The sequence below is a fragment of the Amycolatopsis sp. FDAARGOS 1241 genome (genome assembly GCF_016889705.1).
GTDB lineage: Bacteria > Actinomycetota > Actinomycetes > Mycobacteriales > Pseudonocardiaceae > Amycolatopsis.
In genome coordinates, this window is the sequence record NZ_CP069526.1 from 9,141,337 (window position 1) to 9,165,664 (window position 24,328).

Below are 24,328 nucleotides of genomic sequence, written 5' to 3' on the forward strand. Positions count from 1 at the left end.
CGAACGACCACCTGCGCGCGCGTCAGGTCGGCGGCGACGCCGAGCGGGATTCTCCTCCTTCGGCGCACTCGTCTACTACGCCATCCCCAGCGCCAACGCCGCGGCTCTCGCCCAGCACGCCCCGAACCGCCGCTGACTGCACGTCCTCGGCGTAACCACCAAACCATGTTAGACAGTTAGCCCGGGAGCATGGCCCTAGTGTCGTGAGTCGTTAATTAGTTGGCAGTATGCGGAGAGGGTTTCCAGGATCTGGTCGGCTGGCTTGGTCCAGACGAACGGTTTCGGGTCGGCGTTCCATTCGTTGATCCAGCACCGGACGTCGCGTTCGAGTTCGGTGACGCTGCGATGGGCTGAGCGGCGCAGCTTGCGGTTGGTCAGTTCGGCGAACCATCGTTCGACCAGGTTCAGCCAGGAACTGCTGGTCGGTGTGAAGTGCAGGTGGAACCGCGGGTGCCGGATCAGCCATTCCTTGACCTTGGGTGTCTTGTGGGTGGCGTAGTTGTCCAGCACCAGATGCAGGTCCAGGTCTTTCGGGACCGCGGCATCGATCAGCTTCAGGAACCGCAGGAACTCCTGATGGCGATGTCGACGGTAGTGCTGTGCGATCACCGAGCCGCTGGAGATGTCGAAGGCGGCGAACAGGCTGGTGGTGCCGTGCCGGACGTAGTCGTGGGTCATCCGTGCCGGGGTGGTGGGCATGATCGGCAGAATCGGTGCGGTGCGATCGATCGCCTGCATCTGGGATTTCTCGTCGACCGCGAGGACCAGCGCGTTCTCGGGTGGGCTCATGTAGAGGCCGACGACATCGCGGACCTTGTCCACGAATTGCGGGTCCGTGGACAGTTTCCAGGTCTCGATCGCGTGCGGTTTGAGCCCGAATGCCCGCCAGATCCGCGAGATCGCTGACTGCGACATCCCCGTGGCCGAGGCCATCGAGCGAGTCGACCAGTGCGTGTCCTGGCCCGGCGTTTCCTCCAGCGTCTTGGTGATCACCGCGTCCACCCGCTCGTCAGTGATCAGGCGCGGCCGGCCAGGGCGAGGCTCATCCGACAAACCCTCCAGCCGGTCTTCGGCAAACCGCGACCGCCATTTCGACACCGTGTTCCGTGAGACACCCACATCCCCGGCGACCTCGCCGATCGACCCGCCCTCGGCGCAGCGCAACACAATCCGGGCTCGCAACGCCAGCGCCTGCGCGGTCTTGCGGCGACGCGCCCACCCGGTCAACACCGACCGTTCCTCATCAGAGAGCACCACGGGGTCAAGCTTCGGGCTCGGCATCACCACACCCTACAGCTGCCCACGAACTACCGACTCAGGACACTAGTTGCCTCTCCGTCCATGTGTGATCACGGCTGGAGATCGCAATCGAGGTGGACGGGTGTAACAGGATCGTGGTGCCCGTGATGCAACGGTTACCACGATCGTTTTGAGGTTCCACCTACAAGTGAGTGGCCTCTTCGCCATCTCGTCGACCTGGCGTAGCCCGATCACGTCGTGTCAAGGGGGCGCCTTCACGGGGTCCGCAGCGTGCCGGCTGAACTGCCCCCTTGACGCGGCGTGATAGCCCTCGGGGAGGTCGGCGAGATGGCGACAGGTCACTCACGGACGCAACGTGCCTGCGCTTCTCGACCATCTCGGAGACCTGCCCGTCCGGCGAGGACATGTTCTTTTTTCTTGTCGTCGGCCCCCGGTGCAGCCGCCGGCCGGTCGCGTGGGTGCCGGAGGCGGGCCCCGCGCGTGCCGGCCGAAAGCGGCGCGGCCCCGCAGGGGCCGCCTTGAACAGGTATGGAAACTCTGAACACAGAGGGCTGCTCCACGCAGAGATCGGCCCATTGCCGGCCAAGCTTCCGTAGCCGCAGCGCGGGCGCAATTTCGAACACCACCTTGCAAAAGCGCTGGTCAACGCCATCTCCGGCGCCCGCTGCTGGTCAGCCTGACCCTGCTGTTGTCTCCGCTGCCTCGCGTGGATGGTGCAGACATGGTTTCGCAGTCATCATGACCGTCATTGATCAACTTTGTGGAGCCGGAACTACTGATCCGGCTTCGCGCGCACGACGGACACTCGATGCCGGTAGCGGCCCAGCTCAAAGGCACGGTCCGCGCGTGCTTCGACCACCACGCCGGGCTCGACCGGCCAGTACGTGAAGTCCTCGGCACCAAGAAGGCCGGCGAGAATCCCGGACCTCGCTGGGGGCCGCCCTCGGCGATGCGGCACGTTCCGCTCCTTCGCCGACGGATCATCCCCGCGTCCACGGGGAACACTCACCTCACGAAGTGGCTGATTCCGAACTCACGGGATCATCCCCGCGTCCGCGGGGAGCACGTCGGCGAGGACTTCGGGAGCGACCGGCTTCACGGATCATCCCCGCGTCCGCGGGGAGCATCAGTGCCGCGGCGCGGACGGCGCCACGCCGGACGGATCATCCCCGCGTCCGCGGGGAGCACGCCGAGCGGGTCGGCTTCGGCGGAATCGTCGCCGGATCATCCCCGCGTCCGCGGGGAGCACCGCCGTCGTCCCACCGTTCGTTGACCCACTGCGGATCATCCCCGCGTCCGCGGGGAGCACACGAGGTCGCGGTACTCGGCGGCGGACAGCTGCGGATCATCCCCGCGTTCGCGGGGAGCACCGCTCACAGCACGACAAGCGGCGCTCCAGCGCCGGATCATCCCCGCGTCCGCGGGGAGCATGACATCGGCAGCAACGCCCAGGCGATAGGCGGCGGATCATCCCCGCGTCCGCGGGGAGCACGGGCTGCTCGTGTCCGGCCGCGCGTGGCTCGACGGATCATCCCCGCGTCCGCGGGGAGCACATCACCACCGCGGCCGCGGTGTGCGGCATGGACGGATCATCCCCGCGTCCGCGGGGAACACAAACCCGCAAACTAGGCTTGACCAGCCGAAACCGGATCATCCCCGCGTCCGCGGGGAGCACCTCGGGCCACTTCCGCTTGAGCAGGGCAAGGCCGGATCATCCCCGCGTCCGCGGGGAGCACATCTTCGGGATGCCTAGGTCTCCACCCTTGTGCGGATCATCCCCGCGTCCGCGGGGAGCACTCCAGCTTCCACGCCACGATCACATCCCACGGCGGATCATCCCCGCGTCCGCGGGGAGCACGTCGTCGGGCACCTACGGATCATCCCCGCGTCCGCGGGGAGCACGTCGTCGGGCACCCGTTCCCCAATCAGACCTACGGATCATCCCCGCGTCCGCGGGGAGCACTTCGTGTCCGACCCCGCCCGGCGCGCCGACGCCGGATCATCCCCGCGTCCGCGGGGAGCACGCAGACGGGCAGGATGCCCCGCGCGGCGTACTCGGATCATCCCCGCGTCCGCGGGGAGCACCCGGGCGGGTTCGCCGACGGCTCAACCGACAACGGATCATCCCCGCGTCCGCGGGGAGCACCAGTCCTTCACCACGTCCGGTGTGGACGAGACCGGATCATCCCCGCGTCCGCGGGGAGCACATCCGTGATCGCGGCAACCCCGAGAGCACCGACGGATCATCCCCGCGTCCGCGGGGAGCACAGATCGCAGCGCGCCGTCTCGCGCAGGACTCGCGGATCATCCCCGCGTCCGCGGGGAGCACAGGACGGGGGTGATTCGGCCTTCTCTGGACACCGGATCATCCCCGCGTCCGCGGGGAGCACGAGTACGAGTTCGACGTCGTCGCTGATCTCGACGGATCATCCCCGCGTCCGCGGGGAGCACGGCAACCAGGACCGCGTGCAGGGCGACGCCGACGGATCATCCCCGCGTCCGCGGGGAGCACCTGGGAACGGCTGGTTTCGTCATTCGAGGTCCCGGATCATCCCCGCGTCCGCGGGGAGCACGAAGGGAATTACGGTGATCCAGGGTCGGGTGACGGATCATCCCCGCGTCCGCGGGGAGCACGCGGTGGGGGCGGCGTGGTCATCGTGGTGCTCCGGATCATCCCCGCGTCCGCGGGGAGCACTCCGAGTCGATGCGTAGAACCTGCTGGAGATCCGGATCATCCCCGCGTCCGCGGGGAGCACCCAGCGGAAGGTCACCGAGGCAGCGCCGAGGCCGGATCATCCCCGCGTCCGCGGGGAGCACTCCCACTCTGCCTCCACCACCCGGTCTGAGGTCGGATCATCCCCGCGTTCGCGGGGAGCACAACACGGGAGCCGTGTCGAGCACGCCGGTCGGCGGATCATCCCCGCGTCCGCGGGGAGCACGCGCGCCTCGTCTCTGCCGCGAAGTCATCGACCGGATCATCCCCGCGTCCGCGGGGAGCACCAGCGGCACCGTGAAATCGGGCTGTTCGGACGCGGATCATCCCCGCGTCCGCGGGGAGCACCTGTCGCTACCGATCCGGCGGTGTGCGCAGAACGGATCATCCCCGCGTCCGCGGGGAGCACGATCGCGGCGGGCTGCCCGTTCGGCGTGCGTACGGATCATCCCCGCGTCCGCGGGGAGCACTCGGTCTTCTCCTGTGCATCCGGGACGCGGCGCGGATCATCCCCGCGTCCGCGGGGAGCACCGAATCCCAGGTAGACCCGGCCACGGGTACTCCGGATCATCCCCGCGTCCGCGGGGAGCACGTCGGGACCTCGCCGATGCCGGGCACGTCCACGGATCATCCCCGCGTCCGCGGGGAGCACAACGCGGGCGCGAATTTCGTGTCAGGTGCCAACGGATCATCCCCGCGTCCGCGGGGAGCACATCCCGATGGGCACCGCTGGGTGTCACCTGACTGGATCATCCCCGCGTCCGCGGGGAGCACGGCAGCGACGACGCGTTCGGCCTGCCGGACGGCGGATCATCCCCGCGTCCGCGGGGAGCACACTTGGTGAGCTGCGGTTATGCGTCGTGTGGGGGTTGTTTTGCTTCAGTTTCGCCGCGTGGGGCTGGTCCGTCTCGGTCCTTTCTACGGAACTTGCGGCGCGCATTGCGCCGTTTCCAGACTTCCTCGTCTCGGGTCAACGCCCCCTCGGCAGGTGTTCCTCGTTTCGACATTTGGTTGCGTTTGCCTGTGTTGGCTGGCACGTAGCTGGGTGCAGTTTGTCGGCGCATCAGAGTGATACCGTCGTAGTCGACAGGTGTCCAGTCGTGTCCGTGCACCTGGAACTCGAGACGCTGCTCGCCTTGTGTCGCGTGCACCATGAGTGCACGTCCTTCGGCCACGTGTTCGACGATCCTGTCCCACATCAGCTCTCGCACTCGGGCTGACACGAAGCCGACGTAGACGCCCGGACTGATCTCGAGAAGCCACCGGGTGAGGTGCCCGCGGAGCCCTGGCGGCACGGCCGTGAGAACGATGACAGTCACTGCGCATCTCCGTACGAGATCCCGCCGGCCACGAAGTCCTGTCGGTCGTCCCAGAGCGACGCGATGGTATCGATTTCGAAGTATTCGTAGGTCTTTGTGACGTCCGAGTCGTCGCCCAGGAGCAGTCGTTGGATATCGCGGGCGCATCGCTGCAGCAGCTTGCCGTCATGTAGTGCGTCGCGTACACGCCGCCTGGTCTCGCCTGTGACATCGAGCGTCGGACTGGCGGCAATATCGAAGGCTGCCGGGATAGTGAGGTCGGCCTTGTAGAGGTCTGCTATGTCGTAGACAAATGATCGATGATGTCCTGTGTGGACGAATCCGAGTGCTGGTGAGCAGCCCAGTGCCACGATCACGGAGTGGACGACTCCGTACAGTGCGGCGTTCGCCGCGGACAGCGCTTGGTTGATCGGATCACTGGCTTCCCATTCTTGTCTGTCGTAGGTTCGGCCGGTCCATTCCGCCCCGGTCCGCTCCGCGTGTTCGCGGTAGATCCGGCGAACGCGAGTGCCTTCGCGACCTCGGAGCTGCTGCATGGTGAGGCCCGACACGTCTTCGTCCTCGGGAAACCGCATCTCATACATCGTCCGGGCTACCCGCAGCCGTGACCGTGAGTTGGTCACAGCCTCCGCTTGCGCCAGCACCAGCCGCGAGGTACGGGCTAGCGAAGCGCCGTGGGCGTAGTACCGCACGCCTCGCTCGCCCACCCACACCACGGTCGATCCGCTATCGGACATCAGCGCGATTGCCTGATGGGTCACGGTCGTGCCAGGCCCCAGCAGCAAGACGCCCACTGCTGCGGCTGGAAGGTGTACCGTGCCGCGTTCGTCGGTCGCGGTGATGGCGTTGCTGTCCCGGTTGACCACACAGCGATCCAGGTACACGAACGAAATGCGGTCTGCGGCGCGTATCAGTTCCTTCGGAGTGGCGGTCCGTCGCCCGATGGTGTTCACGGCGTGCTGGCGGCTGGGCGTGCCAAGGTCATGAGGCCGCAGCCGTAGGACTTTGCTCGCCCGATACCGAATGTCAGCGCCCGCTGTATCGAAAGGGCGTCGAGGATTTCGAGGTGCCCTTCGAACGTCGCGGTCGAGATGGTGACCCGTGAACTACCCCGACGGAAGCGGCGCACGGTGCGGTCGATCACGGCAAGGTCCGGCTCGCTCGGGTTGCCGTGGCTGCGGCAGAAGCGGAACCCGAGTCGTTCCGTGCGGTCGAGCAGCCACTGCTGTTGCTGGGCGACGGTGACATGGCCAAGTGGTTTGGTGTCGTCCCAGCCGTCGCGGCGTCCGGCTCGGACCGGGTTGGCCGTGAGCCGGAACTGCCAGCGTTGCCCGGTTCGCAGGCTGGCGAGCATTCCGTCGTAGGACGCAGTCTGCCAGGCCTGTGTGGTGGGCCAGCCGGCTTGCTCCACCAGGTGTTGCAGGTCCGGTTTGTCCGGACTGGCGATGAACAGCAACACTCGATGGTGGGCATAGGTGTCGAGCCGCCAGAGCACGCGGCCGTCCTCGGTTGGGCGAGCGTCGGGGAACCCGGCGAGTACTGCGGCGTGCATTGCCTGCGGTGAGGACAGCAGCTGCTGCGCGCCGCGTCGCTGCGGGTTGATCGGCATCTTTGTCAGGAACACGTCTCGCCTCCCAGCAGCGCCATCGGGTCGTGCTCCGGGAGCGGCTCGGACGTGCCGTGGGGATTGGTGACCTGCACGGTGTCTCGCACGATCGAGCGCCATGCGTATTGGCGCCGGTTCGGGTCGAAGCTCACCGGGGTATCCCGGAAGGACTCCTGAGCAGGTTCGTCGGGGGCAGCATCACGCACGACGGCAAGGTGGACAACTCGGTCGCGGTGCTTTTTCTGCACACGCTCGCTTGCTTGCCACGGCAGGGTTTCGAGAGCGATGTCCAGGGTGTCGTCCGACACTCCGAGTGTGATCGGGCCGACGGGTGGGCAGGAGCGGCGCCCGAGATAAAGCTGGAACTCCGGTGCTCGGATCGCCGCGTCGATGCCCTCGACGAGCTCGCGGTCCCCTTCCAAGATGGCCAGGAAGACCGCGTCGGCGATGTAGTAGCGCGTCGACAGGGGTAGCGACTGCCACGTGAGGTTTCCGCTGCGGTCGTGGCGGGGACGTTGCGCGGTCTGAAAGTCACGCATGAGCTCGCCTGGCTGATCGATCCGCACACCGAATCGCAGCTGCAGTAGGTCCTCCAGCGGGTCGGTGCGGCGGACGCCCAATGCCGCGGCGACCAGTCCGATGATCCCGCTCTTGGTTGGTGCGGTCTCGGTGGTACGGCGGACGAACCGGCTACCCGACCCCCACGCCTGCATCGGGCCGGCCAGTCGCAGCGCGAGAGCACTCACGGCTGCTCCGCAAACCGTGTCGCGACCAGCGTACCGAGCTCGGTGACCAGCTGCGGGAAAGGCACCTTGGTGCCCAGGTCGTCCAGCGCGGCGGTGTCCTCCCCGACCCGAGTGACCCAGGCCGCCACGGGGCGTTCGGCGTAATTGTTCTCGATCTCGTGGGCCTCGTCTCGCAGCGTTTCCGATGCGGCCTTGATCCGGCCGCCCCTCTGCAGTTCGCGGACCGGGTTCTCGAACCCGCCGACCAGGTTGATCGGCTGGCGATCCCGGACCTGCACGATCACCGCTTCAGGCAGGGTGCGGTGAGCGAAGGTGGTCTGCTTACCTGCGGGCATGGAGCGCACGAATGCCTCGACGAACGCCTCCACGGCACGCCGGGTTGCGGCGACGTCGCCGAGGTTGTCAGCCAGCCGGTTCGCATCGACGGTCGCGTACCGGTAGAGGGTGGAGGAGTTGAACTCGATGGTGCCGATCATGCCCGCTCCGGTCTCTTCCTCGGTGTTGAGGTCGTCGACGGCGGTGAAGTAGTCGAACTCGGTTTCCACGGCATGCACGCTGAGGGCGTGCGCGACCTGCGCCGCGGCGTCGACGTTGATGTCAGCCTGGTCAGCGACCATGCGACCGAACAGCGCGACGTCGACGGAGTGCTCGCGGTCGGCGAGATCCTTCACCTTCGCTATCTTCAACGCCTTCGCCACATCGCTGCTGCCTGCGGCCTGGATCGCGGCGCCGGCCAGATTCTCGATCTGGCGCTTGCTGAGGAACACCAGATACCCAGCCTCCGCGACGGCGGTCTTGTCCGTCCCGTTCTTCTTGGGAGGCTTCACGTCAATCCCCACGGCGCGGAACGTTTCAGTGGCGAGCGTGCCGGCCTGTTCTGCCAGTTCGGGTGCCCGCGCTGCGATCTCGGTTGCAAGCAGTTCGACTACGCGTTTGGTGCGCACGCCGAGTTCGGACTTGTCCAAGGTGTCGCGGAACGCGACGCGCGTCGCGCGTTTCCATGCCTGGCTGGACACGCGAGCGCGCCGGACACCGCCGTAGGTTGCTGTCTTGGGGCTCCCGGTGTCGTCACGGTTGATGTTGCTCGGTGGCACGGTCTGCAGGACATGGATGTCGATCACGGTGCGGTTCATGGTTGCCTCATTCCTCGCCATGGGTTGTCGCGGTGGTCGGTTCGGTGTTCTGGGCGCCAGCACCATCGATGCCGGTGCGGTAGAAGGCGCGGCCCCAGGCCAGCCGCACGGCCGCCGCACCGCTGCCGGGTGCGACCAGCCGCGCCAGGTCGTCGGCGAGGGCGGCATAGTCGACCCCTCGTCGCTCAGTGCGCAGCAGGGTGATCAGGCCACGCAGATGCGTCAGCACTTCCGTGATCGAGCCGGCGGTCGCAACTGCCATGAAGCGACGGGTCACCGCGTCCGCACTGCGCTGCGCGCTGAACCGCAACCGTCCCACCGCGTAGCCGAGTTCGGTACCGGGCACATGGGCGGGTGTGGGTAAGGATTGCTGGTGCAGGGCATACAACGTGAGCGCGGCGTGCGCGGCCTGTTCGGACCAACTTGGCTCGTCACCGTGCCAGGACAGCTCCTCCGGCACCGCGCCGACCGTGAGCGACCAGATCTCCGGCACGCTGCCCGCGGGCTTGCCCAGCCCACGCCGCAGACGCGCGAGATCAGCCCGCGCGGCTGAAGAGCCACGCAGATAGTCGCGTTGCAGCCGGGTGATATGTCCGTCCAGGGCGCGGCCGAGCGGTCCCAATCGACGCGGCCGGCGGGGGCTCGTCGGTCGGGCGGCGCCGGTTGGTTCGGTCGGTGTCGTCGTCATTTCATTGCCTCCGCAGGGGTGTTCACGCTGGTGTAGACCAGGGGAAGGGCCGTGCGGAGTGCGTCGTTGAACCACACTTCGGCCAGTGGCACGTTGACCAGCCGCTGATTCACTTGTCGGCCCGTCCAGGCGGCCGTCGCCGCGCCCGTGATCAATGCATCCTTGATCGGCAGGCATGTGGTGCGAACGGTCCGCTGCCAGGCGGTACTGGCCTCGACGAGGTCCCGGCCGGGCCGCAACCCAGCCAGCCACGACCGGTACGGGTGCTCGAGTCTGGCGTAGAAACTCTCTTGCGCAGCAGCGCCTGCCCCGGATTGCGGCTCAGCCCCGGCCGCCTGAGCCAGATTCTCCGCCAGGCGCCACAAGCATCCTGCGGCGGCGTCGGCGTCTCCGACTGCGCGTGCTGCGGTGCGGCCCGCGGCAGGATGCTCGTGCCGTAGCAACACCACCGGCAACGGCAACAGGTCGTCGAGGATTTCCGCGTACGTCGCGTTCTGCGCGCCGTACTCGACGCCGTGCACCCGGAATCGGACCACGAAATCGCTTGGCAGATACTCCTCTTCGACCAGGTCGGACAGCCACTGCAGCACCCCGGGGGCAAGAAACCGGGCTGGATCACCGCCGCTGGATCGACGAGGTGAAATCGACGGCAGCATCGCTGCAAGTCCTCGCCACACGGATCGGCTCGGGTCGTGTCGGCGAGGCATGTAGACCGGGCGCCCGGCTTTCTTGCTCTGCGGCTCGCTGTAACGCCAGGCCGTGTGCGGCTCGACGAGCTGGCGATTCTGCGGCTGCATCCTGTCACCGTTGGCCAGCACCACTCCGGTCACACCGTCGCGGTCACCCTCCAGCCGGACGCGCCGGGTCTGCCAGGTATAGGCCTGAATCACCCCCGCCACCGGTCTGTCCTCGGCCCATGTGGCACCGTCCGAGTCGCGCTCCCACGGCGGAAGATCCTCCTGGCCGCCAACCTGCACATAGGTCTCCACGTCGCGAGTAATGAGGTTGAGCAGAAGGGTCTCCCGAACATCACGGCCCTGTGCCAGCACGCCCCCGACCTGACCGGACCAGCCCGGCCCGATCGGATAGCCCTTTCCGCTCTTCACCGTCGGATCTCCGACCGCGCCGGACTTGATCCCCGACGGATCAAATGCATGCACATGCACCAGCCAGCGGGCGGCCTCGGCCGCGGTGATCCGGGTGAGGCTGGCCGCGGACCGTGTCGTGAACAAGGGTTCCCCGTTCGGGACGTCCGCGACGATCTTATCCAGCCCAGACACCTCCCCCTTGGCCGTCCGCAAACCAGCGACCTGGAAGAACGGGACGCACTCGTCGAACAGGTCGAACCGGTGCCGCACCCGATCGGCATAAGCTCGCACCTGGTCCATGGGCAGCACCGGTAGCTTCCACAGTCGCGACCAGGACTCCTGATCCGCCGGACCGTCGAGCGCACGATGCAGAAACGCCAGCAGAAGCCTCGTGATCGCGTACCCCTGCGTGGGCACCTCACCGCCAATCACGACGAGCTCGGGTGCCTGCTCGAACAAGCCAAGGAGCGAGACGTCGCGCTCCTGCCCGTCGTGGGCAAGCACCGTGATCCACGGCTCGTCCAGCAGATTGAACCCACGCGGGATCGGCGCGTCATGCCTCACTGTCGACCACCTCCAGTCCTCGCTGCGGGGTGTAGCGGACACGACGATCCGTGATCTGTCCCCACCCATCCCGGTCCACCACCAGCGCCGGCTGGCGGTAGATGAGCGGCGACTCCTCCCACGCCGGCGGCGTGCCCCGCCACAGCTCCTCCTCGGCAGCGGCGTTGCTGAAGGTCAACGGCAGCCGCAGCACGCAGGACGCCATCACTTCTGCGACCCGGTCCGGCGGTGTCTCGTCCCGTGGGATCGACAATCCACTGCCTTCGCCGAGCCAAGGCGGGGTATGCCACAGACCGGATCCGTCGTCACACACCAGCAGGACTTCCAGGCTCGGTGCTCCGTCGCGCACCTGCCCGCGGCCCTCCCGGGAATCGTCCGCTTCACCTACTCCGGCCGAGACCCATCCACTGATCGCCTTGCCTGAGCGAGTCGGGTTTGCGATCTGAAAGGTCCCGGCCGTACGCACCCGTCGGGCCGCGCGTTCCTCTCGCGACCGTTGGGCGGCGGTCATCGCGTCCTGCCACGACTCAGGTCCCAAAGGGGCGTCCCCGTACGCACGCTGCACCAACGGCGCGATCTCGTCGGGAAGCTGGATACCTGCACCGAAACGTTCCCGCAGGACAGCGGCGGCGCGCAGCAGCGTATGCGCGTCGTAGACATAACGCTGGGCCGCCGGCTCCAGTTCGGGCGGATCCTGCTTGAAGTCGGCTCCCGTGACATAAACTCGAGGCACCCGCAACTGCTGAGGTCTGTCGGCCTGGTTCTCACCCCGCGTATGTCGATGCAGCCGCCCGATTCGTTGCAGGACCATATCGATCGGCGCTAGATCCGTGACCAGCATGTCGAAATCGACATCGAGGGACTGCTCCACCACCTGCGACGCGACGACGATCTGACGGTGCGGTCGATGCCTGGCCCGATCAGGTGGGCCGAAGCGCTCCAGCAGCGCCGTGTCGTTTCGCATCCGGTCCGCCGCGATGAACCGCGCATGCGTCACCGTCACGTCACCCGGAAACTCCGCCTGCAACTGGTCAGCAGTCTCCAACACGCGCCGGACCGTGTTGCGCACGACCAGCGCCGCCCCGCCGTCGACCAGCCTCTCCCGCAACAACGCCACGAGTTCGTCGAGATCGTCGAGCCCGTCACCGAACGTTTCGACTCTTACCTGCGCAGACCGGCCGGACGGTTTCGTGACACGTGTCGCCGTCGACCCACCTGTTGTCCAGGTCAGTACCGGATAACCGATGTCTCCGTCCAAGCAGCTCAGGTCCGCCGACACATCCGGGTCCCGGCCGCGTCGATACGCCTGCACCAATGTCGTCCGTTGAGCTGCAGGTAAGGTCGCAGACAACGCGACTACCGGCACCCGGTAAGCCCCGAGCCACGTGAGCACCTTCGCCAGATACGAGTTCATATACGCGTCGTAGGCGTGAATCTCGTCGATCACCACGACCTTGCCGGCCAACGCCAGGTGTCGCAGCATCAGATGCCGCGATTTCAACCCGGCGAACAGCACCTGGTCGATCGTCACCACGGCGAAGTTCGCCAGCAGAGCCTTCTTCCGCCCTGCCAGCCAGCCATGCACCGCAACCGCGTGCGCACCGTGAAGAGGCTGCTCGTCACTCCCGATTTCGGCTACGTGGCCCATCCGAACCAGTCCCTGGAACAACCGGTTGAACCTGGCCCGTCCATGACCAAGCATGATCGAGCCACCTACCTGCTGATCACCAGCACGCATCGCGTCCAGCCAGTCGACAACCCGGCCGAACATCGCGTCCGTGGTGGCCTGTGTCGGCAACGCCACCAGCACCCCGCCCGCACCCCACCTGGCGGCCAGGATCTCCGCCGCCGCCAGCGCAGCCTCCGTCTTGCCCTCACCCATCGCCGCCTCGACGATCAGCAGCCCCGGCTCCGGCATACTGCGGGCCACCTCGCAAGCCGCGGTTTGCACCGGCCGGGCGACCACACCCTGCGGTAGGCCAAACCGTGCCGCGAACGACGCCCCGACGTTCGTCGACTCCGGCCGCCACGGCGTCGGAAGCCTCAACATCTCCAACGCCTGCCGCACGCGCAGGGGCGACTCCACGAAATCCGGCAATCGTCCACGAAGAAACGGGAGCAGCTCGTCGTTGCTCGCGATCCAATCCGACACGATCACCACAGCTGTTGCCAGCACCTGGAACTGTGGCGACAGCTCAACCTCCTGCCACGCCACCAAGTACTGTTCAGCACCGCTGCGCTGTGCCACCCAGTTGGCGAGTTCGGTCTGAACCCTCTCCCATAGACCCTCGCCGTACAGCCACGGCACCTCCCGCGGATCTGCCGCATGCTCCACGGCGGCGTCCGGCGGGGCACCGTGATGCCCACCCAGCACAACACCCCACGCCCGTGCCGCCCGCCGGGACCAGCCTTGTCCCTCCAGCCAGCGAAGCAGCAAATGATGCCCCGCGACCGAATGGTGAGCCGCCGCCCGCTCAGGCAACGCAGCCTTGCTCAGAGGCAGGTACAACCCCTGGTCGCACATACGCTGTGCAAGCACCGTGCACTGCACCGCAAATGCCGGCGTCGCCTTACCCAAATCGTGCAAACCAGCCAGAAACCGCACCGCGACACGAGCCTGCTCGACATCTCCCCCGAAATCGGCGGCAAGCAACCGAACCACACTCGACGCGAGCCACGCATCGAACAAGCCGACCGCAACCCCGGCCGAGTCCTCCAGATGCTGCCACAGCGGCAACCAAGATCCAGTATCGTCCACCGACTTGGCCCACACCGACCGCCCGGCTTCACTCAACGAACCCGACAAACCGCCCTACCTTCCCCCACGTTGCACGACGGCACGCACTATCACACAGGCCACCGACAAGAATCGCCGAACACGCAACCCAACCGCGCCATCGCGCCACGACACCGCCGCTGCCAGTGTCATCCGATCGTCAGGACTTTTTCCCCGAACGGCAGATCTCAGGCTCCTCGGAGGCGAGTGCGGTGATGGCGTCGACCTCGACTGATGCGAGCAGCGGCGAGGTATCGTCAAGATGCTCGACACCTGGTCGTGCTCGGCATCGGGCCTGCTCGCTTCGGTGTACCTGCCGAGCTACCGCTGGTCCACGAACATCACCGCGAGCTCGTCGAGCAACCGCTGCAGGCTTCCGCCGTCCCTGACGCCTCGACCACCATGTGCACGGTTACGTATCGTCGCAGTGCCAGGCCGCTTCGAACAGACGAACACCCCCCGCATCCTTGGCTGCTAAGCCAGCTTCGCGCGCACGACGGACACCCGATGCCGGTACGGCCCAGTTCAAAGGCGCGGTCCGCGCGGGCCTCGACCACAACGCCGGGCTCGACCGGCCCCTAGTGAAGTCCTCGGCCCCAGGGAGGCCGGCGAGAATCCCGGACGCTCGCTGCAGTTCATCATCAACCCTCGCTGACCAGCAACGCAGAGCTAGACTCGCACGCCGTGATCACCTGGACCAAAGCATTGTCAGACGTGACCTAGCTTGAGTTTTAACGTCTGAGTGGTCGGTGGTGACCCCTGTCGATCATGAGTGAAGCCCTTGGTCGATCATTCCTTCTTGCGACAGACGGAAGATCGAGCCAAGGGCTTCAATTGATCAGTGTGCACCACGCTGGCGCCACCGGCGCGGGCAGGGAGCTGTCCGCGCTCCGGCAGGAGTTCTACCGATGCCTGCCCCGGCGAGCGGACGCGTTGTTCGAGCTGACCGACGCAGTGTTGTGCGCGGACGGTCCGGTCCGGTCGATCGCGGAGCTGTCCCTGGCCGGTGAGCACCGTCGCGGCCACGGCAGCAGCGGCTCGCCCGCGACCTCACAGCGGATCTGCGCCGCCCCTGGGAAAGACCCCGACCAGCCCTGCGGCTCTCCCCGGCACGGGTCCGCCGAGGGTTTCGGAACCTGCGTCCACAACTCGCCTGCCCGGCCGGTGTCCCGAAACCGTCGCGGCCCGGTCCTGGACGTCCCGCCGGAACAGTCAACCACCGGCCCGCATCACGCCACGACGTCTACGTCGTCACCAGCACGAACACCCGAAAATCCAAACACGGCAAGAACACCAGATCGAGCAACCCACGACCCCGCCGAACAGGTTAAAACCCAAGCTAGCTGACGAGGGTAACGACTGTGGAGTTTCCCTCGACCCCAAGGCATGAACCGCGACCTGTTCAATCCCATCGTCCCTGACGCATCGCTGCACCCGCTCTTCAAGCGGATCACGAGCGGGCGAGATCACCAGGCCGCACGCGAGATGATGAATCTGGTCTTCCAGGACTTCCACGACGTCGACAAGAGCTTCGTCAGAGAGTTCCAGACCGGCGGCTTCTCGGCCCGGACCTTCGAGCTCGCGCTTTTCGCTTACCTGCAGGAAGAGGGTCTCGAGCTTGATCGATCGGAGCCGGCGCCCGACTTCGTTGTCCGTGGTCAGCATCCAGTGGCGATCGAGGTCACGACCACCAACCCGCCCCAGGGCTCCGAGTCGTTCACCTCGGCTTCGGTCATGCCGGACGACCTTCCTCAGATGGACCGAGAGTTCGTCTTCCAGATTGGTAAAGCACTGCGCCGAAAGCTGACCCACCGCGACGCTCAGGGCCGCGCCTACTGGGAAAAACCCCATGTCCGCGACGTCCCGTTCGTCATCGCCGTGGGCGCGTTTCACCACGTGTATGCACAATGGCCCGCGATCGGTCCGATCGGGTCGTATCTGTTCGGGCAAGCCTCGAAGCCTGGATTGGACGAGGCCGGCGGACGAACGTTCTTCACCGAACCCATCGAACAGCACGAGCTGAACGGCAAGACAATCCCTAGCGGGTTGTTCCGTCAACCTGGCGCGGAAACCTGGCAGGGGTGTTGTTCAGCAACGCGCACACGGCCCCGATGTTCAACAGGATCGGCACCGAGCTCGAGCTGGGCGACCCCGTCGTCGCGTTGTGCCGGCTCGGCCAGTGCTACGACCCTGATCCCCAAGCAACTCAGGCACAGCCCTTCGCATACGTGGTCGGCGACCGTCAGCCGGGAGAACACGAGACATTCGCCGAAGGCCTTCACCTGTTCATCAACCCATGGGCCGAAACACCGGTTGAACGGGAGGCACTACCGGGCATCACCTATCACGAGCTGGAAGGCAACCTCATCGCCAGCAGCCACTGGGGAGGCCTCCAACCAATTTCGTCGAGAACCTTCATCTTCGACCAGGAACACGCCCACGACTTCGCACGCTACTTCCATCTCAGGTACTTAGGCCTGGTCCCACCACTTCCAGAGAAGGACAAGGATGGGAACGATTCGGCAGAAGGCGCTCCTTCAGCCTAACCGCACGAGTCCCCGCGGTGAGCGAGCGTCCGCATGAAACGGCCTTGGCCCAGCCGCCGGGCTGGGCCAAGGTGGAAAGGCGACGCCGGCTCTTATACACCCAGGGACTCACCGCTGAGGATTTCGACGAGGGCGGAGATGAGGACTTCGGCGGCGGGTGGGGTGACGGCGTTGCCGTAGCCGCGGACGCGGTCGCGGTCGGAGCCTTTGATCTTGTAGTCCCGGGCGAACCCCATGCCGGCGGCGATCTCGTGTGGGGCGAGCATGCGGAAGGTGCATTGCTCGACCGCGGCGCGACCGGCGGGCTGGCCGATGAGCGCGTTGTCTCGGGTGATGAGCGTTCCGACCGGCTCGCTGACCGGTCGTGCTGCCCCGTTGGAGTAGTACGCGAGCAGCCTCGCCGAGACCTTCGGATCCGGGCCGACGAGCCCGTGGTGGTTGCCCTGGGCCGACACGGTCGGCAGCGGCCCGTCGACCGGGTAGGCGGTGGTTTTGGAGCCGCCGCCGCGCAGCAGGGACACGAACGACGGGACCACCATGGCGGTCTCCCGGCGGCAGGTCTGGGTCCGCAACGGCTACTCGATGCTCGTGGCGGTGTCGACGCCGGTCCGCTTGGCCACCGGCACCACCAACGGCGGCACAACAAGGGCGTCGGTTTCACGGGTGGTTCGGGTCGGCATCGGCTCGTCCACGCTGGTCGCGGACTGCCGCCAGGTCCCTCCGGCCAGCGCGAGCACGAGGCGGGCGTGCTTGGCCAGACCGGCTTCGATGCGGGCGAGGGTGGCCTCGGCCAGCGGGTCCGGCCGGCCCTTGCTGTCGACGCGTTCCCCGATCCGCTGGCCGGGGTCGAGCGACCAGTCGATCACGGTCGACGCGGGCAGGACGCCGGGCTCGAGGATCGCGTGCCGGCACGTGCGGTTGGGGCAGCGGTAGACGTACTGGCCGGTGCGGATCCCGTAGCGGCCCATGTCGGCGCCGGGGCGCTTGAACACCTGCACCGCGGCGACCACGCGGTCGCAGCTCGGGCAGTGGGCGGCCGGGCGCAGCCACTTGTCCCAGTCGGGGTCGCGGCCCAGCTCGGCCAGCCAGAACGGCATGTAGAAGCGGTCGCGCGACTGAGCCCCCCGAGCGTCGCCGCCGCGCTGTGGAGCGGCTGCGGGCGATGTTCGGGGTGAGTGAGCGCCGGGCCTGTGGGTCGCGGGTCAGCACCGGTCCACCCAGCGCAAGCAGGTGCAGAACCAGGACGGTGTGGAACGCGCGTTGCGGGCCCGGTTGCGGGAGATCTCGCGGGCGCATCCGCGGTGGGGCTGGCGTAAGCGCATGCAATCCTGCGTCGGGATGGGTGGAGGGTCAACACCAAACGCATCCGCCGGTTGTGGGCCGACGAAGGATTGAAACGGCCGCCTCGGGTGCGTAAGAAGCGTCGTCTCGGTCCAGGGCGGGGACGCCGGGAGCCGGTGACCCGGCCGGATCAGGTGTGGGCGTTGGACTACCAAACCGACGTCACCGCCGACGGCCGGCAGATTCGGTTTCTCAACGTCATTGACGAGTTCACCCGGGAAGCACTCGTCACTCGGGCGGCCCGGTCGTGGACCGCGGACGCCACGGTCGCCCTGCTGGAGGAGGTGATCAGCATGCTCGGGCGACGGCCGGAGCACGTGCGGATGGACAACGGACCCGAGTTGACCGCGCACGCCCTGCGGGACTGGGCGCGGTTCTCCGGCACCGCCACCGCCTACATCGATCCGGGATCACCCTGGCAGAACGGGCATTGTGAGTCGTTCAACGGCCGGTTCCGGGACGAGTTCCTGGCCACCGAACAGTTCAATACCCTGCTGGAGGCCCAGGTACTGGCGGAAGACTGGCGCATCGAGTACAACACCTACCGACCCCATGGGTCCCTGGGCGGGCTGACCCCGGAAGCGTTCCGAGCCCACTGGCTCGGCCAACACCAACCAGCACTCACGTAGTTGGTGGACCACCAAATGGGACCCAGTCAGGTGGAGGAGGCAACCTCCGGGCGAACCACGATTCGCCCGGCGAGGGTCTCGGACTGTGCGACACGTGCAATGGCGTCCATGAAGCGGGTCGAGCCGCACAGGCACACCACGGGCGGGCAATCAGGGTGGGACATCAACGATCTCCTTGCGGTCAGTGGTGGCAGGGACGCGAGGGTGAGGGCTGCACCCAGCGAGGGCTGTGAGGGCTCAGTGGCCGCACTTGCAGCAGACCCAGCCCATGCCTTTGACGTAGTGCTTGTAGCAACCGTCGGCGCACACGTTGAGGAATGCGGCGGTCCGGACCATGGCGCGCAGTCGTTCACGCATCACTGGTCACCTCGTTGCTGGTCTGGTCGCTTGCCGCGTCCCCGCCCGCTTTGGTCTGGGCTTTGGCATGGCGCCACTGCTCGGCGGTCATGCCGTGCCGTTCGGTGAGCTGCTCGTCGGTGGGTTTGTTTCTTGCGTGCCATGGGTGATCTCCCATTCGTGGACTGGACCCCTGCGTGAGTGGGGTGGTTTCTTCGCTGCCCGTATGGCTGGGCGTCGGCAGTTGCCGTCGCCCTTATCGGCGCCCCGCGCGGCCCCAGAGGCTCGCGATCAAGGGATCAGGCCGAAAAGTTTTGGAGCCACGCGCTTTTTGTGGATTCAAAAGTTTTCGTGCCCCTTGATCGTGAGTGGGGGCCGTGCTAAGCCGGGCTGCGAAGCTCAAAAACACAGGCCGCGCTTGCGCGGCACGTTGTTCCGCCCGCAGAGGGCGGTGTCAGTGGAGGCGACGGGACGTGGGTGTGCCGGCCCCGTTCGGGCTGGTGTTTTTGTCGGTACCCCGTGTCACGCTGGTGGTATGGAGCTGACCGGACGCGATTTCGACAAGATCCCGCCGCGCAATCTGCACGTGCCGGTGATCGACTTCGCGCGCCTGTGGCTCGCGGCCGAGCAGCGCTACGAGCGTGAGCGCAGCTGGGCCGCACTCGGTGTGGTTGACGCCTGCCGTTGGCTGGCCTGCGCGACCGTGCGGCTGGAGACCGATCGCACCTTCCTCGCGTACGCGCCGGTGACCGGGCGCACCGGCTTGGCGCACGAGGAGACGATCCAGGCCGAATGCCTCGCGGCGGAGGTGCTGTTGTTCCGCCGGCCGGTGCCGACGTGGCTCGCCGAGCGCCCGGGCTGGCTGGAGTCGATCGTGGCCACCCTGGGGTGGGCGTGGCAGCGCAGCGGGAAACCGCCGATCGATGTCCCCGCCCACATCCCAGGCTGACCGTTCATCGCGCGTAGACCTCGCCGTCGTCCACGGCCGCGTCGGCAGCCGTGACGGCGGCGTCGTCGTTGTGGCGCCGGAACATCTCCGCGGCCTGTGCTTCCTCGTCCGCGTGGCGAGTCTCGATTGCTTGGCGGGCTTCGATCTCCCGCAGAGCCTGCTGGGCCTGGTCGATCGCGACGGCGGTCTCCTCGGCCGAGGGCACTCGCACCTCGTCCGAGTCCACGATCGGCTCTTCATTCGCGGCGGTGTCGCGGACGTCGTCGACCCCGGTCTCGACCACCGGCGCCTCCGTCTCGTGCTCGATCGCGGCGGTGTCGACGGTGCGCTGGTCGACGAGATCGGTGAGGTCCTGCTCGTCGGTGACCTCGCGGTGGACGTCCTCGACGGCCATGTGCTCGCGGTGGGCGGCGAGCCACTCGTCGGCCGTGACCTCCGGAGCCGGATCGGTGTCGACGTTGCGTCCCGAGAGCTCGATCCCGGCCCGCTCGGCCGCGGCGCGGGTTTCGGCGGTGTGGGCGTACCACGCCGCCCGCGCGTCGTCGGCGGCCTCCAGCTCAGCGGCGCGCCCAGTGAGCACGTCGGCGAGCGCGTCGGCCTCGCTGGCTTCCTGCATTAGACGTTCCCGCTGCTCGGCCATCTCGGCGGCGTCGGCTTCGGCGCGGCGCAGAGCGGCCTCGCGACGGCGGGTGTCGATGGCCTGGTGAGTGCCGGCGAGTTCGTTGGCCACGAACTCCGGCGCCCAGGCCTTTTCCCGTTCCCACGCGCGCATCCGTACAAGCAGCTGCCCGTCGGACATTTCCAGCTCGTCACGGCCGGATTCCGGCCGTCCCAGCGCCCGCCAGGCCGAGCGCCAGGCCGCGTAGGCCTCGACCTGTCCGGCCTTCGGCGCCGCGCCGAGCGCGGCCTCGGGGTCGTCGTGTCCGGTGAGCTCGCGGTACGCCGCGACCGAACCGGCCTGCTTGATCCACTCCTTCCTCAGGTTCGGGTCGTCTGGCACACACCCGAACGCCTCCAGTGCCCACTGCTGCGGTTCCTCGGCCAGGGCGCGGCCGAGATCGTGCTGGCGGGCGTCGGCGGCCTCGGCGAGCGTGTGCAGGTAGGCGGCCCACTGCGGGTCGTCGACCACGGGGATCCGGTCGGCGTAGGCGTCCCCGACCGGATCCAGGCTGACCGAGTCGGCGATGCGGTGGTGCAGCACGTTCGTCAGCTGCCGCGCCCCCGACAACGGGCGCGCGGTGACCGCGTCGGTGAGGACCTGGCGCGGGTCATGTCCGGCCAGCTCGGCACGGCGCAGCAACCGCGCCAGGGTCGGGCCTCCGTCCTCGGCGGCGATGCGGGCGCGCTGGTTCTCCGTGAGCGTGCCCTCGTCGACCAGGGCGTCGAGCCACCGTGCGGTGCGGCCCGCGGTGGCGAGTTCAGTGGCGTCGGCCAACAGTTCGGCCGGGGTGCGGATCGCTTCGTTTTCGGCGGCGGACTCGGTGGCCTCGGCCAGGGCCGATCGCTGCGGTCCAGACCCGGTGAAGGCGCCGGCGAGCACGGCGGACGGGTTGCGGTGCACGGCTTCCAGCGCCGCACCGTCGGGCGCGTCGACCGGCACCGTGGTGGTGGCCACGTGGGCGGTGTTGCCGAACCGCCCGCGGGTGAGCCCAACGTAGAGGGCTTCCTGCCCGGTCGACTCGGTCACCACCGAGTGCGCGGTGTCGACCGTGAGGCCTTGTGCACTGTGGACGGTGGACGCGTAGCCGAGGGTCATGTGCTCGCTCACGTAGCTGGCGGGCAGCGTGATCCGCTCCCCCAGGACTTCGCCGACGCCGTCGTCGCGGCCCAGCACGTGGGCGACGATCAGGCTGCCGTCCTCGCGGGTGTCGAGCACGCGGTACTGCTTCCGGTTGATCGGCACCTCCCGGTTGCCCTCCACCCCGGCGAGGTTCCAGCCGTTGAAGCGGGCCTGCACGAGATCACCGACGCCGGCGTAGGTGCCCTGTTTGTGCAGCGGCACCCCGGTTTCGGCGACCTTGCCGAGCCGGACGAGTTCGCGGCGCAGCTCGGCGCACAGGTGCGCGGCCTGCTCGTTGGTGTCCACGATCAGGATCGAGTGCTTCCCCCCAAGGGTGTCCCCGAGCCAGGCCTTCGCGGCGGCGGCCTCGGCCTGTTCGCGGGTTCCGCCGTCGAGGATCCGCCCGTGCTTGTGGTAATCGCCCAGCACGGTCTCGTCGCCGTCGCGCAGCCGCAACGACGCGGCGCGTTCCCACTCGGCGGCGAACCGGCGGACCTCGGTCAGCTCGTAGGCCGCGCCCGCGTCGGCCATCAGCTGCATGCCCCCGCCGGCGCCGACGGCGGCGAGCTGCCGGTGATCGCCGGTGAGCAGCAGCTTCGCGCCGGCCTCGCTGACGTGGTGGTGGATGCGGGCGAGGTCGGCGGTGTTGGCCATGGCCGACTCGTCGACCACGACCAGGTCGCCGGGGTTGAGCTGCCATTCCAGGTGGTCAGGGTGGGTGGAGCCCTCGGCGAGCTTGGCCTGCGCGGCCAGCCAGCGGGCGATGTTGCGGGCGGTCAGGCCCTCGCCGGCGAGCACGTCGGTCGCGACCTGGCTCGAGGCGAGCCCGACCACGCGCCGCTGCGCTCCGTCCCACAACGCGGGATCCTGCCAGGCTTTCGCGAGGGCGCCGACCACAAAGGACTTCCCTGTGCCGGCCGGGCCGACTAGTGACTCGACCGCCGCGCCGGAGGCGAGCACGCCCCGCACCGCCGCGGCCTGGTCCGCACCGAGCACCATTCCCGTGTCAGCCAGCGCCGTCACGAAGCCGTCGACCGCGGACACGTCCAGTGCTGGGGCGCCGCTGCGGGCGGTCGCGGCGGCCAGTGCCCGTTCGGTGTGGATGTGCTCCGGTGTGGCGTAGAGCTTGCGGCCCGGGGCCTCGTAGGCGGACTGGCCGTTGGCGAGCTTGAGCTCGTCGGGCAGCACCGCGACGCCGGGGCGGTCGGTGGCCAGCGGGGTCGCCAGCTTCAGGCCCTCGGCGGTGAGGGTGTCCAGCAGGCGGGTCACCTGCGCGCCGTCGAGGTCGCCGAGCTGATCGGGCAGGGCGTCGCTGATCGCGCGGGTCAGATCCGCCGCCGTCCACCCGGCCTTGGTCGACTGGACATCGGCCAGCGCGGTCTTGAGCACCTCCTCCGGCGACCATGACACCGCCTCGCGCGGCTCACGGGTCAGGGCGAGCACGTCGCGGGCGACCCCAACCAGGCCGTCTGCGACCTCGGCGCGCAGCTCACGGTCCCAGCGCTCCAGGCGCTCTTCGGTGGTTTCGCCGTCGTGGGACTTGGCCTTGCGGGTGGCGAAGGTGGCCTGGCGCTGCAGCCGGTCCAGCTCCAGCGAGTTCGGCTCCCGCCCGAACCGGGCTTCGAACTGCTCGACCAGGGCGGCGGTCTTCTTCGTGATCGCGCGTCGGCGCGAGGCGAACAGGTCCATCACCCGCTGGTCGATCCCGACCACCTCGCGGGCCTTGCCGTCCGGGCGGGCCGCGAACCGCACCCCCAGCGCCTTGGCGAGGTGTTCCTCGGTGGTGCGCTCCCCCACCGCCGCGGCCGCGCCCCGGTGGGCATAGAGGGCGCGGCCGTCGAGGGTGCGCCACTGCCCATCGGCGCCCTGCACCCGGTTGAGGATGGCGTTGTGGATGTGCAGCTGCGGGTCGTGGTTGCGCGAGTCGTGCTGAAAGAACGACGCCACGACAAGGTCGTGGGCGTCGATGAACCGGCCCGCGGCGCCGCCGTGATGCCCCACCCGGGAGTAGCCGGCGTGCTCGGACAGGTAGTCCAGCGCCGCCCGGTTCCCGGCCCAGATCGCGTCCTCCACCGCGTCGCGGTGCGCCCGCCACGACGCCGCCACCGCGGCCGCGTCATCGCGCTGGCGCGCCAGCTCCGCCACCTCGGCCGGATCCGTCCCCGAGCCGGCCGCCGCGGCCAGCGCGTCCGAGAGGCGTTCAGCCGTCCGTTCAGCCGCAACTTGCTGCGCCTCGAACGCGGTGTGCAGGACCGTCACCGACTTCTGAACGCTGAACGTGGCGTCCAAAAAGGCCACGTTCTTCCGCGCCGCCTTCCCCGCCTCCAGCCGAAGTTCAGTCCGGCGTTCAGCCGTCGCGTTCGGCTCGGCGTCCAACGCGGCGGCGTACAACTCGTCCTCCGTCGGATACTTCCGGCCCGTGTGCCCCAGAGTGGACGCCTCCCCCCAGCGGGCCGGAACCTTGAACAACTCGTCCCGCGGATCGACGAACTGCTCGTAAACCGCGCGCATGTCCTGCTCGTCAACCAGCCCCGTCAGGCCCAGCTTCTCCGCGCCGGCGCCGTACCAACGGCCCGGCGGCTCGCCGGCCGCCACAGCGTCGGTGTAGTAGTTCTCGCGGCCCTTCGCGACCTCGTCGGTGAGGTACTTGACCGAATAACCGTTCGACACCGTCAGCATGCCGCCCCCTGAAACAAGATCAACTCACCGGATTGAAGATCAACAACGCGAGTCGCGTTCCCGGGCGCCCGCCAGGGCGCACCGGCCCGACAGATCGTGATGCATAGGTGTGCATCGTTCTTTGGCTTTGTCCTTGAGCTGGGAATCGTGGTGAGTGGCTGAGTCTTGGTCTTCC

Annotated in this window: 17 protein-coding genes and 2 CRISPR repeat arrays; of the genes, 3 read left to right on the forward strand and 14 right to left on the reverse strand. The window is 67.9% G+C overall.

The genetic code is table 11. From position 1 onward, the window contains the following. Positions 1-195 precede the first annotated feature (195 nt). The 10 genes from I6J71_RS44425 to I6J71_RS44470 all read right to left on the reverse strand — a co-directional run bounded on the left by I6J71_RS44425 (position 196) and on the right by I6J71_RS44470 (position 15,789). Positions 196-1,281, reverse strand: a complete 1,086-nt coding sequence (locus tag I6J71_RS44425; RefSeq protein ID WP_204092332.1) for an IS630 family transposase — start codon at positions 1,279-1,281, stop codon at positions 196-198. Between the two features lie 955 nt (positions 1,282-2,236). Further along, positions 2,237-3,118: a CRISPR direct-repeat array (repeat unit 28 nt; unit sequence CGGATCATCCCCGCGTCCGCGGGGAGCA). A 15-nt stretch (positions 3,119-3,133) separates the two neighbouring features. Further along, positions 3,134-4,808: direct repeats of the CRISPR family, unit length 29 nt; unit sequence CGGATCATCCCCGCGTCCGCGGGGAGCAC. Between the two features lie 16 nt (positions 4,809-4,824). After that, entirely contained in the window at positions 4,825-5,292 is a 468-nt protein-coding gene (cas2e, locus tag I6J71_RS44430; protein WP_204092333.1) for a type I-E CRISPR-associated endoribonuclease Cas2e, read from the reverse strand. Then, complete coding sequence (gene cas1e / locus I6J71_RS44435) at positions 5,289-6,245, reverse strand: type I-E CRISPR-associated endonuclease Cas1e (protein WP_204092334.1); 957 nt, start codon at positions 6,243-6,245, stop codon at positions 5,289-5,291. Before cas1e ends, cas2e begins: the two co-directional genes overlap by 4 nt. After that, on the reverse strand, positions 6,242-6,916 hold the full coding sequence (gene cas6e, locus I6J71_RS44440) for a type I-E CRISPR-associated protein Cas6/Cse3/CasE (protein ID WP_204092335.1): 675 nt from the start codon (positions 6,914-6,916) through the stop codon (positions 6,242-6,244). Before cas6e ends, cas1e begins: the two co-directional genes overlap by 4 nt. Then, the gene (cas5e, locus tag I6J71_RS44445; RefSeq protein ID WP_204092336.1) at positions 6,907-7,644 is read right to left on the reverse strand and encodes a type I-E CRISPR-associated protein Cas5/CasD; all 738 of its coding nucleotides are present in this window, start codon (positions 7,642-7,644) and stop codon (positions 6,907-6,909) included. The genes cas6e and cas5e overlap by 10 nt, the downstream gene beginning before the upstream one ends. Then, on the reverse strand, positions 7,641-8,777 hold the full coding sequence (gene cas7e / locus I6J71_RS44450; RefSeq protein WP_204092337.1) for a type I-E CRISPR-associated protein Cas7/Cse4/CasC: 1,137 nt from the start codon (positions 8,775-8,777) through the stop codon (positions 7,641-7,643). Before cas7e ends, cas5e begins: the two co-directional genes overlap by 4 nt. Before the next feature lie 7 nt (positions 8,778-8,784). Then, positions 8,785-9,465 (reverse strand): type I-E CRISPR-associated protein Cse2/CasB, encoded by a 681-nt coding sequence (gene casB / locus I6J71_RS44455; RefSeq protein ID WP_204092338.1) that lies wholly within the window; start codon positions 9,463-9,465, stop codon positions 8,785-8,787. Then, complete coding sequence (casA, locus tag I6J71_RS44460; protein WP_204092339.1) at positions 9,462-11,117, reverse strand: type I-E CRISPR-associated protein Cse1/CasA; 1,656 nt, start codon at positions 11,115-11,117, stop codon at positions 9,462-9,464. The genes casB and casA overlap by 4 nt, the downstream gene beginning before the upstream one ends. After that, on the reverse strand, positions 11,107-13,923 hold the full coding sequence (cas3, locus tag I6J71_RS44465; RefSeq protein ID WP_204092340.1) for a CRISPR-associated helicase Cas3': 2,817 nt from the start codon (positions 13,921-13,923) through the stop codon (positions 11,107-11,109). Before cas3 ends, casA begins: the two co-directional genes overlap by 11 nt. 1,221 nt (positions 13,924-15,144) lie before the next feature. Then, entirely contained in the window at positions 15,145-15,789 is a 645-nt protein-coding gene (locus tag I6J71_RS44470; protein WP_204092341.1) for a hypothetical protein, read from the reverse strand. Between the two features lie 185 nt (positions 15,790-15,974). Here I6J71_RS44470 and I6J71_RS44475 point away from each other — a divergent pair, with 185 nt between their 5' ends. Beyond that, entirely contained in the window at positions 15,975-16,439 is a 465-nt protein-coding gene (locus I6J71_RS44475) for a hypothetical protein (protein ID WP_204092342.1), read from the forward strand. A gap of 92 nt (positions 16,440-16,531) precedes the next feature. Here the strand turns inward: I6J71_RS44475 and I6J71_RS49550 are convergent, their stop codons facing one another. Together I6J71_RS49550 and I6J71_RS49555 are read right to left on the reverse strand one after the other, a co-directional pair. Next, a complete protein-coding gene (locus tag I6J71_RS49550; protein ID WP_239154261.1) occupies positions 16,532-17,011 on the reverse strand; it encodes a DNA cytosine methyltransferase in 480 nt (159 codons plus the stop codon). 3 nt (positions 17,012-17,014) lie between these two features. Continuing rightward, positions 17,015-17,536, reverse strand: coding sequence for a hypothetical protein (locus I6J71_RS49555; protein WP_239154262.1), 522 nt, complete (start codon positions 17,534-17,536; stop codon positions 17,015-17,017). Positions 17,537-17,812: 276 nt separating this feature from the next. Here I6J71_RS49555 and I6J71_RS44485 point away from each other — a divergent pair, with 276 nt between their 5' ends. Then, a complete protein-coding gene (locus tag I6J71_RS44485) occupies positions 17,813-18,409 on the forward strand; it encodes an integrase core domain-containing protein (protein ID WP_239154263.1) in 597 nt (198 codons plus the stop codon). Between the two features lie 349 nt (positions 18,410-18,758). On the opposite strand, the gene I6J71_RS44490 is transcribed toward I6J71_RS44485, so the two are convergent. Next, positions 18,759-18,923 carry a hypothetical protein gene (locus tag I6J71_RS44490; protein ID WP_204092343.1) on the reverse strand — a complete coding sequence of 55 codons (165 nt, stop codon included), beginning with the start codon at positions 18,921-18,923 and terminating at the stop codon, positions 18,759-18,761. Positions 18,924-19,280: 357 nt separating this feature from the next. On the opposite strand from I6J71_RS44490, the gene I6J71_RS44495 reads away from it, so the two are divergent. Further along, on the forward strand, positions 19,281-19,694 hold the full coding sequence (locus tag I6J71_RS44495) for a hypothetical protein (protein ID WP_204092344.1): 414 nt from the start codon (positions 19,281-19,283) through the stop codon (positions 19,692-19,694). A gap of 4 nt (positions 19,695-19,698) precedes the next feature. Here I6J71_RS44495 and mobF read toward each other — a convergent pair whose 3' ends face one another. Beyond that, positions 19,699-24,153, reverse strand: a complete 4,455-nt coding sequence (mobF, locus tag I6J71_RS44500; protein WP_204092345.1) for a MobF family relaxase — start codon at positions 24,151-24,153, stop codon at positions 19,699-19,701. Positions 24,154-24,328: the final 175 nt, after the last annotated feature.

What these genes read in the sequence shown, in the direction of transcription:
- I6J71_RS44425 (WP_204092332.1), bottom strand. Translation starts at nt 1,281, where the DNA reads ATGCCGAGCCCGAAGCTTGACCCCGTGGTGCTCTCTGATGAGGAACGG.
- cas7e (WP_204092337.1), bottom strand. Translation starts at nt 8,777, where the DNA reads ATGAACCGCACCGTGATCGACATCCATGTCCTGCAGACCGTGCCACCG.
- casB (WP_204092338.1), bottom strand. Translation starts at nt 9,465, where the DNA reads ATGACGACGACACCGACCGAACCAACCGGCGCCGCCCGACCGACGAGC.
- I6J71_RS49555 (WP_239154262.1), bottom strand. Translation starts at nt 17,536, where the DNA reads ATGCCGTTCTGGCTGGCCGAGCTGGGCCGCGACCCCGACTGGGACAAG.
- I6J71_RS44490 (WP_204092343.1), bottom strand. Translation starts at nt 18,923, where the DNA reads ATGGGAGATCACCCATGGCACGCAAGAAACAAACCCACCGACGAGCAG.
- I6J71_RS44495 (WP_204092344.1), top strand. Translation starts at nt 19,281, where the DNA reads ATGGAGCTGACCGGACGCGATTTCGACAAGATCCCGCCGCGCAATCTG.
- mobF (WP_204092345.1), bottom strand. Translation starts at nt 24,153, where the DNA reads ATGCTGACGGTGTCGAACGGTTATTCGGTCAAGTACCTCACCGACGAG.